A 17,616-nucleotide genomic window follows, 5' to 3' on the forward strand; every position below is an offset into this window, starting at 1 on the left:
CAAGTGCCTACCATCCTTGGGCGTTCAGGTACCGCATGCCATCAGGATTCCTACGCACGCGCCCGCTAACTCTTTTCAAGCAGACGATCACGCTCACCAACCATATCCGGGTTGCATTAGAACTCTTATTATTCAATTCGTCAAAGGGGATTTTTCGTCACTGAATTTTTCAATTGTCATTCTTTGTTAATTTCAGATCTATCCGATTGACGCGGATAAATTATTTGCATTGGAAAACCGCGAAGTTGACGCAATGTCGCGCCCGGAAAATCATGGAAACGCCTACTGGATGAGGCTTTTCTAGCCAATACACATAATTCCCTATTAAATTGATATTTTTCAATATTTTAATTTCGAGATAAGTGCAAGAGAGACAACTTTCGAAAGATTATCTCCATGCATGTCGGGTATGCGTGTAACATTAATTGGTAGACGACACCTGACGGTGTGTGTTTAAAATCCGGCCTCACTGATGTTCAGTAAACCTCATTGATAAGAATATGCGGACATTCAAACCTCTCTGGCAAGAGGGCGCTGTACTCTCGCCGCATCACTTCCAGCAACAGGGCCTGTGGTGGCAATTTGCCCAGCAACAATTCGTCCCGCTCGCGGTCGCCGAGCCGTGGGGCGTACTGGACGTCCGTGTGGACGAGGAGCTGCTGCTCAACGGACGCGTAAAGCTCGCTGGGCTAAAGTTGCGCTTCGGAGATGGCACGCCCATCGACACGTCCATTGCAGATGTACTTCCACCGGCACGTGACCTCGCACGCGATGTTGGGTCGGACGTTCAGAGCGTGATTGTGTACGCTGGGCTCCCCCTGTTCGATGCAGTCGGCAACAACTGTCGCGTGGACGGAGAAACGGTTTCGCGCCCGCGACGCTACTTCCGTGAGTTCGTCGAGGTCCCGGATCTGCTCGGCACGATAGACGCAGAACTTGCTGTCGAGCGCCATGCGCTCCAGTTGCTGTTCGATTTCGAATCTCACGCGGACTACATCGTTTGCCCGATTGCGCGCCTTGTGCGTGGACAGCGCAGCGTATTCGAGTTGGACCACAACTGGGTGCCCCCGTGCCTTGCGCTCTCCGGTCATCCCCGGCACGAGGAACGGGTCTCCCGCATTGCCGACATTCTCCAGGCGAAAAGCATTGCGCTCGCTGCACGCCGCAGCGAGCGCATTGACGATGTCGCGGAATTCGGTGTTGCGGACGTCTCGCTCTTCTGGCTCCTTCACTGCCTGAACACGCACTGGCCAGAACTGCGCTTTCTCGCAAGCCACCCGTACCAGCCGCCCGAGCGGCTCTACCATGTACTCGCGCAACTCACTGGTGCGCTGATGACTTTCTCGACGCGAGTCAACCTCGCCGAGATTCCGGCATACGACCATGAACGTCAGGACGAGGTTTTCTCGAAACTGGAAGATCTCATCCGCGACCTGCTCAACGCCGTCATTCCGTCGCGTGTCGTGCCGATCGGACTGCTGAAGAAAGGTCCGACGTACTGGAATGGCCAGATTCACGACGATCGTCTGCTCGAGGGCGCGGACTGGTACCTGTCGGTCAGCGCGGCGAAGCCCGCGTTCGAACTGGTGGAACTGATTCCGCGCCTTTGCAAGATTGGCGCGCCGGACGATATTGCCCATATCGTCAATTCCGCACTTCCTGCCGTGCCGCTTCGCGCAGTGCAGCGGGTACCTGCGGCTATCCCTGTACGGCTTGAGAACCAGTATTTCGCGCTCGATTCGAAGGATCCCCTGTTTGCGGGCATGCTCGCCGCGCGCACCTGCCAGATCTACCTGCCAGCAAGCGTTCCCGAAGCATCGCTTGAGCTCTATGCCGTGCTGACATCGCAGGGAGACAAATGACAATCAACGGCCCGCTCCCGCTTTCCGCCCTGCTCCGCAATACGGCGCTCGAGATCTCGCAGTTCGCACAGGGCACCACGACAGACGATGTCGAGGATCTGCGCGCGCAGTGCCGCAAGCTGACCGAAGACTTTGCATCCGCGATGGAGGCGCGCAAGGTACCGGTTAATGTTGCGCGCGATGCACTCTACATGCAATGCGGCCTGCTCGATGAATCGGTTCTTGCCCATCTCCCGGCTCAGAGCCGCCCTCTCTGGGAAGCCACGCCGTTGCAGGTCGAGCGGTACGGCGAGCACGACGCCGGTGAACAGGTGTACAGCCGCCTCGCTGAGCGCATGCGTGAAGCACGGCCCAACGTGGAGCTGCTCGAGTGTTATGCGACGGTGCTTGGTCTTGGCTTCCAGGGAAAGTTTGCCCGCGAAGGTGCCTCCCAGCGTGCAGCGATCATCCGGTCGCTCAACGAGCGTCTGGAGAAACTGTCTCCGTCGTCTGATTCGGGGCTCGTCGTTGACGCAACACGTACGCATCGCTTCGACTGGTTCTACCGGCTCTCCCCGTGGGCGATCGCCGGGCTCGTGTGTGCCGCTGGCGCCATCGTCTTCGTACTGATCGGGCAAGGCCTGGATCTGCAGGTCTCCCATCTGCTGTCGGCGAAAACCTGATGTTTACGGGTTTCGACGCCTCATGGCAGATCTTTCACGGCGGCTATCCCCATCGGAGAGTGGTGGGGATAACCACCGTACTGGTCATCGCGTTTGCACTCGCGTGGTGGGTTGCGGCCGGATCGCTTCTTCTGGGGGCGGCATTCGTGCTGTTCCGGACATGGCGTCTTCATGAGCGTCAAGACGAGCAGCAGGCAGTCATGGCTGCACTGGGGGCTACGACGGCTGACCTTCCAGCAAGCATGCGTACGCGCATGGCTGAAGACACCGTGCCGAACGTCATCCGCGACGTGCGCATCCTCACCCTCGACATGGGCCTGCTGCAGGCAGGCGCCGGCGTCAAGGGCGAGTTCGAACAGCGACTGAAAAACGTGATCGACGAAGTGCAGGCATCCAGTGTGCCGATCCTGCTATTCATTGACGAAGCCCACACCCTGATTGGTGCGGGCAATTCGGCGGGGGACGCCGACGCCGCGAACCTGCTCAAGCCAGTGCTTGCGCGCGGCGAGCTGCGCACCATTGCCGCGACGACCTGGTCCAAGTGCAAGGAATATTTCGAGCGCGACGCCGCGCTCGAGCGTCGCTTCCAGATGATCAAGGTGGACGAGCCGGAGGACGACGCAGCCTGTCTGATGCTCCGTGGCCTGAAAGACCGCTATGCGAAGTACCACGACGTGCACATCCGCGATGAGGCGCTGGTGGCCGCGGTCAAGCTCTCGCGCCGGTACATCCCCGCGCGCCAGCTTCCGGACAAGGCCGTCAACCTGGTCGACACGGCGGCAGCACGCGTGCGCATGGGACTCGAATCGCCGCCGGCGGAAGTGCAGCGCGCGAAAGCTGCGGTCTCAGCCATCGAACTCGAACTCACCACGGTTGAAGACGATGCGCGTGCTGGCCTCGGCGATATACAAAAGCGCCGGGCCGTGCTCGCTACCGCACTCGCCGAAGCGCAAACCCGGATGGAGACGCTGCAACAGCGATACGGCCAGGAACTCGCCTTGGTGCAGTCACTGCTCCTGCAACGTGAAGCTGCGACTATGGTCGCGGCGGCCGATGCCGTAACACTGGCAGGGACACGTGAAGCACTCGCGCTTGCGCAGGGTAAGGCGCCCCTGATCTTCGCAAATGTGGACGCACAGGCGATCGCACGCGTGGTGGCCGAATGGACCGGCGTGCCTGTGGGCAATCTTCTCGAAGACGAGCTGAATGGACTGCTCACACTGGAAGCCGAACTCGCGAAGCGCGTCGTCGCGCAGGACGATGCCCTCGCTACGCTCGCGGAAAGCCTGCGCACCGCGAAGGCAGGCCTGAAGAACGAACAGGCGCCGCTCGGCGTCTTTCTGCTCGCGGGCCCATCCGGCGTTGGCAAGACCGAGACTGCGCTCGCGCTGGCCGACCTGCTCTTCGGCGGCGAGGCGGCGTTAACCACGATCAACATGTCGGAGTATCAGGAATCGCACACGGTGTCGCAGCTCAAGGGATCGCCCCCGGGCTACGTCGGTTACGGCCGCGGTGGCATCCCGACCGAGGCCGTGCGTCAGCGCCCATACAGCGTTGTGCTGCTCGATGAGGTCGAAAAGGCTCACCGCGACGTGCTCGACATCTTCTACCAGGTGTTCGACCGCGGCACGATGCGCGACGGTGAAGGACGTAAGATCAACTTCCGCAATTGCGTGATCCTGATGACGTCCAACCTCGGCAGTGCGATGATCGACGAGGTCACAACCGGCAGCCCGGATGTCGCACAGGCAGCGCTTCTCAAGGCCATCCATCCGCAACTGCTCGCCCATTTCCAGCCGGCCCTGCTCGCGCGCTTTCAGACACTGGCGTACCGGCCGCTCGACGCGGCGGCTCTCGCCAGCATCGTGCGTCTGAAGCTGGCGAAGGTCGCTGAACGCCTGCGCCGGCAGCATGACGTCGAACTGGTCTGTGACGATTCACTGGTCGCCGCAATGGCCGAGCGCTGCCTCACGCGGGAATCGGGTATGCGTAACGTCGATGCGTTCCTCAACCAGCGCATCCTGCCAGCAGTCTCGCGCGAACTGCTGACGCGCATGGCCAGCGGTAAGGCACCGGCGAAGATCAGCCTGTCCAGCTCGGCCGAAGGCGGTCTGACGATTGACTTCTTCGACCACGACACGCCGGCTGCCGCGCAAGCGGTGTCTGAATCGTCGTTCGCCTGAGAGGAGACCAGCACCATGCCCGCGGGACCGTCCCTGTACGACATGCTGCTTGGCCACATTGATGGCGAAGCACTTGAAGATCACGACGACAACACGCTCGAAATCCTGAGCGTCCAGGCGAACATCCGTCGCATCCTCAATACACGCGCTGGGGCACTAAAACACGTCCCGGACTACGGGCTGCCCGATCTCACCGAGGTGTACAAAAACCTGCCGGCGTCGGTCCACGATCTGCGCAACCAGATGGAAGGCACGCTATTGAAGTTCGAACCGCGCCTGCGTTCGGTAGGAATTGAGATCAATGACAATCTGGATCCCGGCCTGCTCGTGAGTTTCACGATGGTCTGCCATCTGAAAAAGGCGGGCCTCGTTCGCTTCGGAACCTATTTCGAGCCACCTGGACGCATGCGAGTTGAGCGAATCGTCAATCGCAGTCGCGACCGGTAGCGAATCTGGTTTGACCATATCGAAAAGATAGTGGTGAGAGATGGCGCCGCTTGTTCGGACAGGATCCCGAGATTTTTAAGTGGGACGTCCGGGGCGATCATGCTGCCGATTTGATCGCTGGCAGCGTCGCGAAGTGTGCCTCATCGGGCGTCTGATCCGCCAGGCTCGAATGAGGACGTTTGCGGTTGTACAGATCAATGTATTGGCCAATGGAACGCCGGGCGTGGTTGACCGACTCGTAGGCTCTCAAATAAATCTCTTCGTACTTGATGCTGCGCCACACGCGTTCGACGAACACGTTGTCGCGCCAGGCCCCTTTGCCGTCCATCGACAGCCGAATGCCTCGGCCCAGCACCACCTCGGTGAAGGCTCCCGCCGTGAACTGGCTGCCCTGATCGGTGTTCACGATGCCGGGGTTCCCATAGCGGGCGAACGCTTCTTCCAGCGCTTCAACCGCATGCACGGCCTCCAGCGTGATCGCCACGCGGTGCGCGAGGATCGTGCGGCTGGTCCAGTCCACCACCGCCGTCAGATACACGAATCCGCGCGCCATCGGGATATAGCTCGTATCCAGTGCCCAGACCTGGTTTGCCCGATTGATCGTCATGCCGCGCAGCAGATACGGCCAGATCTTGTGCTGCGCATTGCATCGGCTCGTGTTCGGCTTACAGTACCGGGTGATCGCGCGCTCGGCGTATTACGACGAGTGATCCGGAACGAAGGGCAAACCTTCACGGCAAACCGAGCGCCCGCGCCGGATCCAGCACCGCGAGTTCGGCCTGCAACTCGCCCATGCGGCGCACAAGCGCGGGCTTGTCCGCATCCTTGCGGCTGCTCGCCGCCTTCAGCGCGCGCACCAGTTGCAGCTTCACCTCGAACACCAGCGCCGGATCCCAGCGCACGAGCGGCAGCGTTCTCGCGGCCGCATCCAGTTCGAGCAACAGCGCCGTCGCGGTATCCGCACGCCCGGAAAGGTCGGCGAGACGCGCCATCACGAAACGTTGCAGATAACGATGCCGCTCCGTCTTCAGGCCCGGCAGCGCATCGAGCCACGCGAACGCCGCCTCGATGCCCTCCCGCGCGGCCATCTCCCTCGCCTGCGCCTCGATTTCCGGCCAGTCGCCCGTACCTCCTTCTTCGCCGTCGGCCGACACCGGCAAAGGCGCGACCGTTTCCCCGGCTTCCAGGTCGCGCACGACCGCATGCCGCGCAATCCATTCGAGCGTCGTATCGTCCGCGAACGGCGTGCCGTCGTTGAACGACAGTCGTTCGATACCGGGCAGGCGCTCCAGGAAAAGCGCAAAGTCCGCGCGCAGCAGTTCGCGCCATGCGTTATACGGCGCGCCCACGTGATCGAGCGCGACGTGCTGGAAATACTGCAGGTCGAACCACAGGTGATTGACGCCTTCCATGAACGCCCCCTCGGCGCGTTCGAGCAGTTCGTTCCACTGCTTCTGCAACACGAGACGTTTTAGCTGCTGACGCAGTTCCGGCCGCGGCGCGACAAGACGCGTATGCGACGCGGCGTTGGCCGGCGGCACCTCATGCAGCGTATCCCAGCGAATGCAGCGCACGAGCCGCACCGACGGCAGGTACCCCTGCTCCTGATCGCGCAGCCACGCAGCCATCGCTCGCGCCTGCTCAAGCAGATCGCGCGTCGAGGCGATCGTGCCCGCCGGCGTCCCTGCTGTCACGGGAGAAAATGACGCCTGCGGGATGTCGGCGGCGGCGTCAGCGGAGTCCCCTTTGCGCTCGAAGCGGGAAATGAGCGGCTGCAGATTCGGGCGCGCGGCTTCCGGCCAGGCGGCGGTCTGCGAGACGATCACGTCGAGCGCCGCGAGCGCGCGTTCGAGTTCGGACGAAACGAGCCCGCCGCGACTGTCGAACAACTCCATCATGCGCGGCGTGGCCAGCATTTCGAGCGCGCCCTTCTTCGCTTCCGCGCGCGCCGGCAGCACCGCATCCGCAAAACGCTCAAGCAGCGCCGCGGTCAGTTCCAGCCCGTCGGCGAACCCGGACGGACCGTCCTGCCGCAACCGCGCGCCGGCGTAGTAGCCGGCCAGACGCAGATCCTTGCCGGTCTCTTTTATCAACTGCTCGCATGCGAGCAGGATCAGCGGTTCATCGATGCCGGAAAGTTTCCCCGCCTCGTCCTTCAACTGGAAAAACGCGTCTTCATAACCGGGATCGCGCCCGACCCCGGTGTCGCCCGGCAGCGGCTGCACCCAGGCGCTCCAGGTATCAAGCCGCGAGCGCGTGAGCTGTTCTGCATCACGCGAAGGAAACAGAGCCTTGAGCAGCCCGGACAGCATCGGCGGATCTCCCGTTGCGCCCCGCCTTGCAGGGCTTCAGAAACAAAAACGCCGGGGCGAACCGATGCCCCGGCAGTTCACAGCAGCGACGTCGGATCAGCTCTTGGCCTTCGGCATCTGCGACACGAGCGACAGCCCGATGTCCATCCCCTCGACCTGGAAGTGCGGAATGATGAAGAGCTTGATGCGGAAGAAACCGGGGTTGTCCTCGATGTCCTCGACCGTCACCTTCGCCTCGCGCAACGGGTGCGACGCCTGCAATTCGTCGCCCGGATCCTTCATCTCGGTCACCAGACCCTTGATCCAGTTGTTGAGTTCCAGTTCGAGCAGGCGGCGGTCCTTGGTGGTGCCGATGTTTTCGCGCTGGATCAGCTTCAGGTAATGCGCGATGCGCGACAGCAGGAAGATGTACGGCAGGCGCGCGTTGATGCGGCTGTTCGCCGTCGCTTCCTTCGTTTCGTACAGCGAGGGCTTCTGCGTCGAGTTGGCCGAGAAGAAGCACGCGAAGTCGTGATTCTTGTAGAACGACAGCGGAATGAAGCCCAGATTCGCGAACTCGAACTCGCGCGTCTCGGGAATCAGCACTTCGGTCGGGATCTTGGCCTGCGCACCGGTACCGAGGTCATACAGGTGAACCGGCAGGTCCTCGACCTTGCCGCCGGCCTGCGGACCGCGAATCTGCACGCACCAGCCGTTGTTCACGAAGCTGCGGCTCATGTTGGCCGCGAACGCAAACGACGCGTTGACCCACAGGTACTTGTCGTGGTCCGGGCCTTTCACCGCTTCCTCGTAACCGAAGGCGCGCACCGGCACCGTGTCCTTGCCGTACGGCAGACGACCCAGCACGCGCGGCATCGTCAGGCCCACATAACGGGCGTCGTCGGTGTCGCGGAAGCTCTTCCACTTGATGTACTCGGCGCGATCGAAGTAGTTGCCGATATCCTGGATCGCGGCCACTTCCTCCATCGACGTCTTGCCGAAGAACGCCGCGCCCACCGAACCGATGAACGGCATGTGCGCCGCGGCCGCGACCTTCGAGATATTGCGCAGCAGCGCGATATCGATCGGCGAGTTCTCGAATTCGAAATCGCTGATCAGCGCGCTGATCGGCTGGCCGCCCGGCGTGTCGTATTCCTCGACGTACGTGAGGCGATACAGCCCGCTCTGGATCACTTCCGGCGTGTCCTCGAAGTCCCGCTGCAGCGCGTCCTTCGACACGTCGAGCACTTCGATCCGCGCGTTGCGGCGGAAGTCGGTGCGCGAAACCAGCATCTTCAGACCGCGCCAGCGCCCTTCGAGCGCCTGGAATTCCGGCGAGTGCATCACCGCATCGAGCTGGCGGCTGATCTGCCGGTCGATCTGGCCGATATGGAAGTCCAGCAGCGACTTGTCCAGCCGCTCGACCGGCTGGCTCGACTTCGCGACGAGATCGAGAAACGCGCTCATGCCGCGCGCGATCCGCTCGTCGGCGGACGCTTCGGAAAGCGTGTCGTTGTCACGGAAGGCTTCGAGCGGCCGCGCCTCGGTGACGGGTTTCAGGTTGATCTTGCTGCACAGCGATTCGTACACGCTGCCCTGTTCGAGCACGACGGTTTGTGTCGCGCCCTGTTGCGATTCATTCTGTTTCATTGACTGTCCTGTGCTGGTCTCTAACGCCACCTGACTGCGAAATGCGGTGAAAATCCGGGCGGCCTTTGGCGCTTAAGCGTGGCCTTCGGGCTGCGTGGCCGCGGTCGCCACCTGCGCGAGTTCGCTGCGCAGCTTTTCGGAAAGCCCCTTGTCCTTCAGGACTTTTTCGAGTTCGCGACGGAACGTGGCGTTATCGAGCAGGTTCGACTTCAGGTCGCGCAGCAGATTGCGCATCGCGAGCAGCGCACGCAGTTCCGGAACCTGGCGGGCGACCTGCTCCGGCTCGAAGTCCTTCATCGAACGGAACGACAGGTTGACCGGCAGTTCCGAGCCGTCGCCGACCAGCGTGTTTTCCGCCGCGTACTTCAGGTCCGGCGCATGGTCGGCGAGCACGGAGTCGAAGTTGTTCTTGTCGATATTGACTTTCTTGCGTTCGGCCAGCGGCGACTGCTCGCGGCCCGCGCTGAAGTCTCCCGCCACCAGCAACTTGAGCGGCAGTTCCATCTTTTTCTGCGCGCCGCCCGTATGCAGGTCGAGTGTTATCGAGACCCGGCTTTTAGGAATTTCCCGCTGGAAGCTGTCCATCTATTTTCCTTAACAATGAGGGAGGTTCACCATCTCCGCACGAATCAACCGCCACCACGCTGAAGCTCCGGCACGCGCAACGCGAATACCTTTTCTGACAGCGTGCATGCCGTGGTTTCATTCTTGCGACTCTCTTTACCGGGCGCCATTAAACATGTTTACCGGAATTACGTCAAAGCCCGCCAACGAGAATCCGAAATACATCAACCATCAAATACTCCCAGCCTCATCGGGGAAATTTTTTGCACAACCCCTTCAACCACGCCAGCCCCAGCCCATTCGACCCACGACCTTATTGGCCGCATAAAACCACAAAATATCATTCATAATCAATAAACTACAATAATTCAAATTGATTTTCATCAATAAACATCGGCATGCGATATGCGGGATATCTATCTCATTAATTTTATTTTTCAGAATTAACAATCCTGCAACCCTTTATTTACCCGACTCTTTAAAAATTCGCTATGCTTCGCGGAAATAAACCGCATCCACCTTAAGACCGACGATAACAATACACAGACCAAACTTTTCAGACCGGGCACCTGTTCGAACATTAAACGGCGACAAAGCCGCATACGGGAGCATCGAGTTAGCCGGGTCTGCATTTACCTATGTGCGTGCATGATGAGATTGCCCCTGGGCCGCAACCGGCGTACCCCTGTCACCCCCGCATCGGACATCGCGGCCTCGCGAGAAGCGGGGATGCGTGATCTGCTGCGCGATACCGCGCTGCTGGTGACGTCGCTCGCGAGCGGCGGCGCCGTGCCGGACGCCACTTCGTTTCGCCAGCGCTGCCGGCAGATCACGGGGCTGTTGGCCGAAGCCCTGGAGCGCCTCGGTTATCCCGAAGACGTGCGGCGCGAGGCGCTGGTCGCCCAATGCGGCGTGCTCGACGAGATGGCGTTGCGCTATCTGCCCGCCGCAGCCCGAATCGACTGGGAGCAACGGCCGATGCAGGTCGAACGCTTTTCGATCCATGACGCCGGCCGGCGCGTCATCGACTGCATCGAGACGCATCTGCAAAAAGCCTCGCCCGACGTCGATCTGCTCGAATGCTACGCGGCGATTCTCGGCATGGGATTCGTGGGCCGCTACGCCCGCGACGGGCAGGCAAAGCGCGCCGCGTTGATCGCGACGCTCAATGCCCGGTTGCAGGAGCTTCGCGCGCCGACGGACGAACCTTTCCTGACCGATCCGGCGGGGACGCAGCTTGCCACCGGCTTTTACCGGTCGGCGCCGTGGATCATCGGCGCGCTCGCGTGCATCGCGGCCATGGCCGTATGGATTGCCGCGAACCGAACCCTCGATACGCAGTTCGCGCACATGACGCCTGCCAAGGTCGGACAGCCATGAAGTCCGATCTGCCCGAACTCGCCGCGCGTTCCACCCCGTCACAGGCAACCGGCCATGCGGGCCTCGGTTATCCGCTGCGCCTGATGATCGCGTTGGCGATCGCGCTGGCGATCGCCGTGATCTGGCTGGTGGCCAAACCCGGCTCCGGTATCGCGTCGGCGATCACGGCTGCCGTCGTCATCGTGGGCCTCGCGCCGATACTCTGGCGCACCCGGCTGCTGGCCAGCGCGCGCAGCGACAACGATCACGTGCTGGCCGCACTGGGCGCGGCAACCGCCGACATTCCGCTGCGCCTGCGCACCCGTATGCCGCTCGTGCTGGTCACGGGCGACGACCTGCCCGCGCTGTTCGACCGGCACGACGGCAAGCGGTTTGCGCACGTCGGCGACGGCGCTGTCTGGCTGCGCGTCGACCGGCCTCAGGATCTGCCCGGCATGGCGGTCGCCGTCAGACAGTGGCGTGATGGGCGCGCGCCAGACGGTGTCGTGCTGTCCGTCGCGCCCGCCCGTTATCCGGACGCGGATCTGCTCACGCAGTCACTGCGCGTGGTGCGGCAGGCGGCGGCGGACGCCGCGCGCAGGCTCGGCTCGCGCCCGCTGCCTGGCTACGTCGCGGTCTATCAACGGCTCTCGGCTGCAAGTGTTCCCGGCGTTTCAACCGAACTGCGGCTGGAAACAGCATCGGCCGATCTGCTCACCCCGCAGTGGTACGGCGTCTCGTCCGCTGCGGGCAGCGTGGACCCGCAGCGTTTCGAAACCGTGATACGCGCAGCCGAAAACGACGCGTGGAACGACACGCAAACCGGTGTGCCGGCCACCCGGGCGGCGGCGCTCGCGTCGGTCATCGGCTGGACGCAGCGGACGGTCATTCACGCGCTCACCGATTCGCGGCAACCCGCGACGCCGTGGCTGCTCCACGGCGTGGGCTGGATCGACTGCGGACCGGCCTGCGGGCCGGGCCATCCGTGGGAGCGCGACGTGCAGATGCGAACCGAGGTAGCTCGCGCGCACGGCGCCGCGTCGCCGCTGCCGTGGCCCCTTCCGCAGCCGCTGATCCGCACGATGCCCCGGCGGTTCTGGATGTCGCCGCGCGTCGTCGCCGTCGCTCACGCGCTCGCGTTGCTCGCGTGCGCCGCCGCCGTCGCGTTCTTCTTTTCGATGCGGCACAACCAGGCGCTGCTTGCGCGCATCGATGCGGATCTCGGCCGTTATTCGATGATCCCGGCCGACCACGATGCCGCGAAACGCGATGCGCTGAAAGCGCTGGTGGCCGACCGGAACGAGCTACAGCGCTACGCCCGCTCGGGCGTTCCGTTGCCGCTGTCGTTCGGCATGTATCGCGGCGACCGGATGATCCCGCCGCTGAACAGCGCGATCGCGTCGTACCAGCCGCCGCCTCCGCCGCCGGAGATCGTGACGCTCGACAGCATGTCGCTCTTCGACAGCGGCAAGGCGCAGCTCAAGGACGGCTCGACCCGGGTGATGGTCAACGCGCTCGAAATGATCCGGGTGAATCCGGGCAAACGCGTGCTCGTCGCCGGTCATACGGACAACGTGGGCAATCCGGACCGCAATCTGAAGCTGTCGGCGGCGCGCGCCGAAGCCGTGCGCGACTGGCTAGTCGACGCGTCGGGCATGTCGTCCACGCAGTTCGCGATCCAGGGTTACGGCGATACGCGCCCGATTGCGGACAACGACAGCGAAGCCGGCCGGGCGAAAAACAGGCGCGTGGAAATCACGCTGGTGCCGGATGCGCAGCAGGCTCTCCCGCCGGGCGCCGCGCCGGCGGAAAAAGACCCCACGCGCTGATCGCTTTTTTTGGTCCCGAAGTCATCGCTTCGGGAATGGGTAGCCCGGTAGCTGATGCCGGGCGATTGTCGCAGTAGAAATGGAGTGAAGAAATGGCAATTCCGGCATACCTGTGGCTCAAGGACGATGGCGGCGCAGACATCAAGGGTTCCGTGACCGTCCAGGGGCGTGAAGGCAGCGTCGAGATCACCGCGTTCAAGCACGACCTGCATATTCCGACCGATGGCAACACCGGCAAGCTGACCGGCACGCGCGTTCACGCGCCGATCACGCTGACCAAGGAAACCGACGCGGCGACGCCGTATCTCTACAAGGCCGTCACGAGCGGGCAGACGTTGAAGTCGGCCGAGATCAAGTGGTACAGGATCGACGACGCCGGCAAGGAAAAGGAGTACTTCAACACGAAACTCGAAGACGTGAAGGTCGTCTCGGTCAAGCCGGTGATGCACGACATCAAGAACCCGGACTACGAGAAGCACAACCACCTCGAAGAAGTCGAGCTGCGCTACGAGAAGATCACGTGGTCGTACAAGGACGGCAACATCATCCACGCCGACACCTGGAACGAGCGTTCCTGATCGGCGCCACGATGTCCGGACGCCGCCGCACAAGGCGGCGTCCCCTGCCGGTTCGCCCCGCGCGAGCCGGTCTTTTCTCCTCCACGGGGGGCGCGTTCAACAGGCGCGCCCCGCTTCATTCCTGCGTGCCAGCAGCCAGAACATGATCCTGCACAACGACCGAAACCCCGCTTCCCGGGACGCCAGCCAGCTTCTGCAAAGGCTCAATCCTCATTGCGCGAAAACGCTTGAGGCCGCGGCAAGCCTGTGCCAGACGCGGTTCGCGGACGAGATTTCGGTCGAACACTGGCTGCTCAAGCTGATCGAGGCCGGAGATGGCGATATCCCGGCCATCATGAACCACTACGAGCTGAACGTCGATGCCGTATGGGATGCGCTGCTCAACGCGATCGAACACACGCCGCGCAACCTGCGCGGCCGCCCCAGCATTTCGCTGCAACTCGCGTCGGTGCTGCAGGATGCCTGGTCTCATGCGCTGTCCCGCGATGTCAGCGGCGAAGCGACCATCCGTTCCGGCCACGTCATGCAGGCGATCATCGAGGCGCCCTACGTGCTGCGCACGACCAACGCGTGGCAGTTGCTGTCGGTAAGCAGCGCGCAGATCGATCGCCTGCTGCCGCGCCTTGGCGCGCGAACCTGCGAGAGCCAGCCGGAGGAGCCGGACGAGGCAGCCGCTCCCGCGCATCTTGCGACGGCGACTGAAAACGCTGCCGTCATTCCCGCATCGGAACAGAAAGGCGGGCAAACGGCGAAGCGCAACGTGGAAGGCGACGCGCTCGGCCGCTTCGCGCTCGACCTGACCGAAAAAGCACGTCGCGGCGACATCGATCCCGTGTTCGGACGCGACCGCGAGATCCAGCAGATGGTCGACGTGCTCGCGCGCCGCCGCAAGAACAACCCTATTCTCGTGGGCGAGCCGGGTGTCGGTAAAACCGCGCTCGTCGAGGGCCTGGCGCTTCGCGTGGCCGAGGGCACGGTGCCGAACGCGATCCGCGACGTGCGCATCCTCACGCTCGATCTGGGCCTGTTGCAGGCAGGCGCGGGCGTCAAGGGCGAGTTCGAGCAGCGGCTGAAGAATGTGATCGACGAAGTGCAGGCCTCGCCCACGCCGATCCTGCTGTTCATCGACGAAGCCCACACGTTGATCGGCGCGGGCAACACCGCGGGCGGCTCGGATGCGGCCAACCTGCTCAAGCCCGCGCTCGCGCGCGGCGAACTGCGCACGATCGCCGCGACCACCTGGTCCGAATACAAGGAATACTTCGAGCGCGACGCCGCGCTCGAACGGCGCTTCCAGATGATCAAGGTCGACGAGCCTGATGATGCGGCCGCCTGCCTGATGCTGCGGGGCCTGAAGGAACGCTACGCGAAGTATCACGACGTGCACATCCGCGACGAGGCGCTGGTCGCCGCCGTGAAGCTGTCGCGCCGCTATATCCCGGCCCGGCAGTTGCCGGACAAGGCGGTCGACCTGATCGACACGGCCGCTGCGCGCGTGCGCATGGGGCTGGAATCGCCGCCGGCCGAATTGCAGCGCGCCCGCGCCACGGTCGCCGCGCTTGAGCTGGAACGCACCACGCTCGAAGACGACGAACGCGCCGGGATCGAAGGCGTGCAGGAACGTCGTGCGGAACTGGACGCGGCACTCGTCGACGCCAGGGCCGAACAGGAGAGCCTGAAGGATCGTTACGGCGAAGAACTTGGCCTCGTGCAGAGGCTGCTCGAACAGCGCGATGCCGCGGCGGCCGGCGGCCATGCCGCCCTGGCGCAGACGCAGAACGCGCTCGCGCGCGCACAGGGAAAATCGCCGCTGATCTTCGCGGACGTGGACGCCCAGGCGATTGCGCGGGTCGTCGCCGAATGGACCGGCGTGCCGGTCGGCAACCTCATGGAAGACGAACTCCAGGGACTCCTCGCGCTCGAAACCCAGCTTGCGACACGCGTCGTCGCGCAGGACGACGCGCTCGCCGCGCTCGCACAAAGCCTGCGCACCGCGAAGGCCGGCCTGAAAAACGAGCACTCGCCGCTCGGCGTGTTCCTGCTCTCGGGGCCGTCGGGTGTCGGCAAGACGGAGACCGCGCTGGCGCTCGCCGACCTGCTCTTCGGCGGCGAGGCCGCGCTCACGACGATCAACATGTCGGAGTATCAGGAATCGCATACCGTCTCGCAACTCAAGGGGTCGCCGCCGGGTTATGTGGGTTACGGGCGCGGCGGCATCCTGACCGAAGCCGTGCGCCAGCGACCCTACAGCGTGGTGCTGCTCGACGAGGTCGAAAAGGCGCATCGCGACGTGCTGGACATCTTCTACCAGGTGTTCGACCGCGGCACGATGCGCGACGGCGAGGGCCGCGAGATCGACTTCAGCAACTGCGTGATCCTGATGACGTCGAACCTCGGCAGCGCGGACATTCATGAACAGGTGGCAGCCGAACCCGCGATTGCTCAAGCCGCGCTCCTCGATGCGATCCATCCGCAGCTCGTCGCGCATTTCCAGCCCGCGCTGCTCGCGCGATTCCAGACACTGGTCTATCGCCCGCTCGACGTCGAGGCGCTGAAGGCCATCGTGCGCATGAAACTGGACAAGATTGGCGAACGCCTGCGCCGGCAGCACGACGTCGAACTGGTTTGCGAAGATTCGCTCATCGGCGCGATGGCCGAATTGAGCTTCGCGCGCGAGTCCGGCGCGCGCAACGTGGACGCGTTCCTGAACCAGCGCGTGCTGCCTGAAGTCTCGCGCGAACTGTTGACGCGTTTGGTCAGCGGTATCGCGCCGGCGAAGATCGCACTCTCCAGTTCGGCCGAAGGCAGCCTGACGATCGATTTCGTCGATCGCGGTGTCCAGGCCGCGCAGGTGTCGGAGATGCGGACGGCTTGAGGAGAGCAGCGCCGGGTTCACCGGCCTGCTGCTTGTCGTGCCGCACACAGGCCGGTCAGCGATGTTCCATTCTGCGGCAACGGGGGTGCTCGTCCCCCCCGCTCAATGTCAAAACCAACGCCCTCGTCTATCGGATATCAACGGGATGCTTGCGAGCGCCTCGGCGCCCCGTCCTGATCGCCCCCCAACCTGCAAAGCGAGTAAGCCACCGGACCGGACGACGTAGGCCGAAGCCTCGTTCATTGCTAGTGGTCGCCAGGTCGGCTTGACAGTTAGTTGCGATTCTAAAAGGCCGTCCACAGCCTCACCCCTGCATCTCCGTCCCCGCCACCGCCTTCGCCAGATAATCGACAAACGAAGCGATCCGCGACGAAATCGCCGTATTCCGGTAATACACCGCGTTGATCGGCTGCCGCACGTCCTGCGTCTGCTGCGCGAACAGCGGCACGAGCCGCCCGGTGTCGCGGTCCTCGCGCGTCATGAAATCCGACAGGCACACGATCCCCACGCCTTCCAGCGCAAGATGCCGCAGCGTCTCGCCGCTCGACGCCCAGATCGTCGGGACGACCCGGTAAGGCTCGTTGTCCGGCCCGAGCAGCGGCCACACGTTCAGCGACTCTGGCTGGTTGAAGCCGAGCCGCACGTGCCGTCCGAGTTCCTCGACGCGGCGCGGCTGCCCGTACCGGTCCAGGTACGCGGGGCTCGCGAGCACCCGCAGCCGGCTCACGCCGATCGGCCGGCTGTGCAGCGTCGAATCCTTCAGCGGCCCGATGCGGATCGCGACGTCGGTGCGCCGCTCCAGCAGGTCGATGATCCCTTCGTTGCTGTTCAGCTCCAGTTCCACCTGCGGATACCGCTCGCGATACCCGGCCACGAGCGGCGCGATCACGTGCAGCACGAACGGCGTCGCCGCATCGACGCGCAGCCGGCCGGACGGCCGCTCGCGGCGCGCGACCATCTGCTCCTCCGCGCCCTCGACGGCCTCGATGATCTCCCGCGCGCTGCCGAGGAACGCGCGCCCCTCCTCGGTCAGTTCCAGCCGGCGCGTGGTCCGGCGCAGCAGCGTCGTCTGCAGCTTCTCTTCGAGCCGCCCGAGCGTGCGGCTCGTGCCGGACACGGTCTGCCCAAGCTGCTGCGCGGCGGCGGTGATCGAACCGGCGTCGACGACCGTCGCGAAAGTCTGCAATTCGTCCAGCGTCACCTTCATTCTTGACTCCGAGTCAAAAGTATTTCCTTTATAGATCAGTTTTTCGGAAAAATTAAAGCGGGCAAACTTCGTCCGGTCAAGATCCGGACCGATTCAACCAGGAGATTCC

The 17,616-nt window shown here is 63.3% G+C and carries 12 protein-coding genes and 1 pseudogene; 8 read left to right on the plus strand and 5 right to left on the minus strand.

Translation table 11 applies throughout. From position 1 onward, the window contains the following. The first annotated feature begins 500 nt into the window (after positions 1-500). Genes tssK through tssE form a run of 4 tightly spaced genes read left to right on the plus strand, consistent with a single transcriptional unit; the run spans position 501 to position 5,154 of the window. Positions 501-1,862, plus strand: a complete 1,362-nt coding sequence (tssK, locus tag BLV92_RS31105; RefSeq protein ID WP_090553040.1) for a type VI secretion system baseplate subunit TssK — start codon at positions 501-503, stop codon at positions 1,860-1,862. Further along, entirely contained in the window at positions 1,859-2,524 is a 666-nt protein-coding gene (locus tag BLV92_RS31110; RefSeq protein ID WP_090553042.1) for a DotU family type IV/VI secretion system protein, read from the plus strand. Before tssK ends, BLV92_RS31110 begins: the two co-directional genes overlap by 4 nt. Continuing rightward, a complete protein-coding gene (locus BLV92_RS31115; protein WP_244283989.1) occupies positions 2,524-4,707 on the plus strand; it encodes an AAA family ATPase in 2,184 nt (727 codons plus the stop codon). The genes BLV92_RS31110 and BLV92_RS31115 overlap by 1 nt, the downstream gene beginning before the upstream one ends. A gap of 15 nt (positions 4,708-4,722) precedes the next feature. Further along, positions 4,723-5,154, plus strand: coding sequence for a type VI secretion system baseplate subunit TssE (gene tssE / locus BLV92_RS31120; protein ID WP_090553043.1), 432 nt, complete (start codon positions 4,723-4,725; stop codon positions 5,152-5,154). 97 nt (positions 5,155-5,251) lie between these two features. On the opposite strand, the pseudogene BLV92_RS31125 reads toward tssE, so the two are convergent. From BLV92_RS31125 to tssB, 4 genes and pseudogenes are all read right to left on the minus strand, one after another. Then, positions 5,252-5,827: pseudogene (locus tag BLV92_RS31125) on the minus strand (IS3 family transposase); the annotation flags it as partial. 58 nt (positions 5,828-5,885) lie between these two features. Next, entirely contained in the window at positions 5,886-7,466 is a 1,581-nt protein-coding gene (gene tssA / locus BLV92_RS31130; protein WP_090553046.1) for a type VI secretion system protein TssA, read from the minus strand. Positions 7,467-7,562: 96 nt separating this feature from the next. Then, positions 7,563-9,095 (minus strand): type VI secretion system contractile sheath large subunit, encoded by a 1,533-nt coding sequence (tssC, locus tag BLV92_RS31135; RefSeq protein WP_090553048.1) that lies wholly within the window; start codon positions 9,093-9,095, stop codon positions 7,563-7,565. A gap of 72 nt (positions 9,096-9,167) precedes the next feature. Next, complete coding sequence (gene tssB / locus BLV92_RS31140; protein WP_090553049.1) at positions 9,168-9,680, minus strand: type VI secretion system contractile sheath small subunit; 513 nt, start codon at positions 9,678-9,680, stop codon at positions 9,168-9,170. Between the two features lie 708 nt (positions 9,681-10,388). Here tssB and BLV92_RS31145 point away from each other — a divergent pair. From BLV92_RS31145 to tssH, 4 genes are all read left to right on the plus strand, one after another. Continuing rightward, the gene (locus BLV92_RS31145; RefSeq protein WP_090553051.1) at positions 10,389-11,039 is read left to right on the plus strand and encodes a DotU family type IV/VI secretion system protein; all 651 of its coding nucleotides are present in this window, start codon (positions 10,389-10,391) and stop codon (positions 11,037-11,039) included. Next, positions 11,036-12,847, plus strand: coding sequence for an OmpA family protein (locus BLV92_RS31150; protein WP_090553053.1), 1,812 nt, complete (start codon positions 11,036-11,038; stop codon positions 12,845-12,847). The genes BLV92_RS31145 and BLV92_RS31150 overlap by 4 nt, the downstream gene beginning before the upstream one ends. Positions 12,848-12,939: 92 nt before the next feature. Further along, positions 12,940-13,425: an Hcp family type VI secretion system effector gene (locus BLV92_RS31155; RefSeq protein ID WP_090553054.1), complete on the plus strand. Its 486-nt coding sequence runs from the start codon at positions 12,940-12,942 to the stop codon at positions 13,423-13,425. A gap of 142 nt (positions 13,426-13,567) precedes the next feature. Next, complete coding sequence (gene tssH, locus BLV92_RS31160; protein ID WP_090553056.1) at positions 13,568-16,300, plus strand: type VI secretion system ATPase TssH; 2,733 nt, start codon at positions 13,568-13,570, stop codon at positions 16,298-16,300. A 304-nt stretch (positions 16,301-16,604) separates the two neighbouring features. Here the strand turns inward: tssH and BLV92_RS31165 are convergent, their stop codons facing one another. Continuing rightward, entirely contained in the window at positions 16,605-17,507 is a 903-nt protein-coding gene (locus BLV92_RS31165; RefSeq protein ID WP_090553057.1) for a LysR family transcriptional regulator, read from the minus strand. Positions 17,508-17,616 lie beyond the last annotated feature (109 nt).

The sequence above is a fragment of the Paraburkholderia caballeronis genome, from assembly GCF_900104845.1.
Lineage (GTDB): Bacteria > Pseudomonadota > Gammaproteobacteria > Burkholderiales > Burkholderiaceae > Paraburkholderia > Paraburkholderia caballeronis.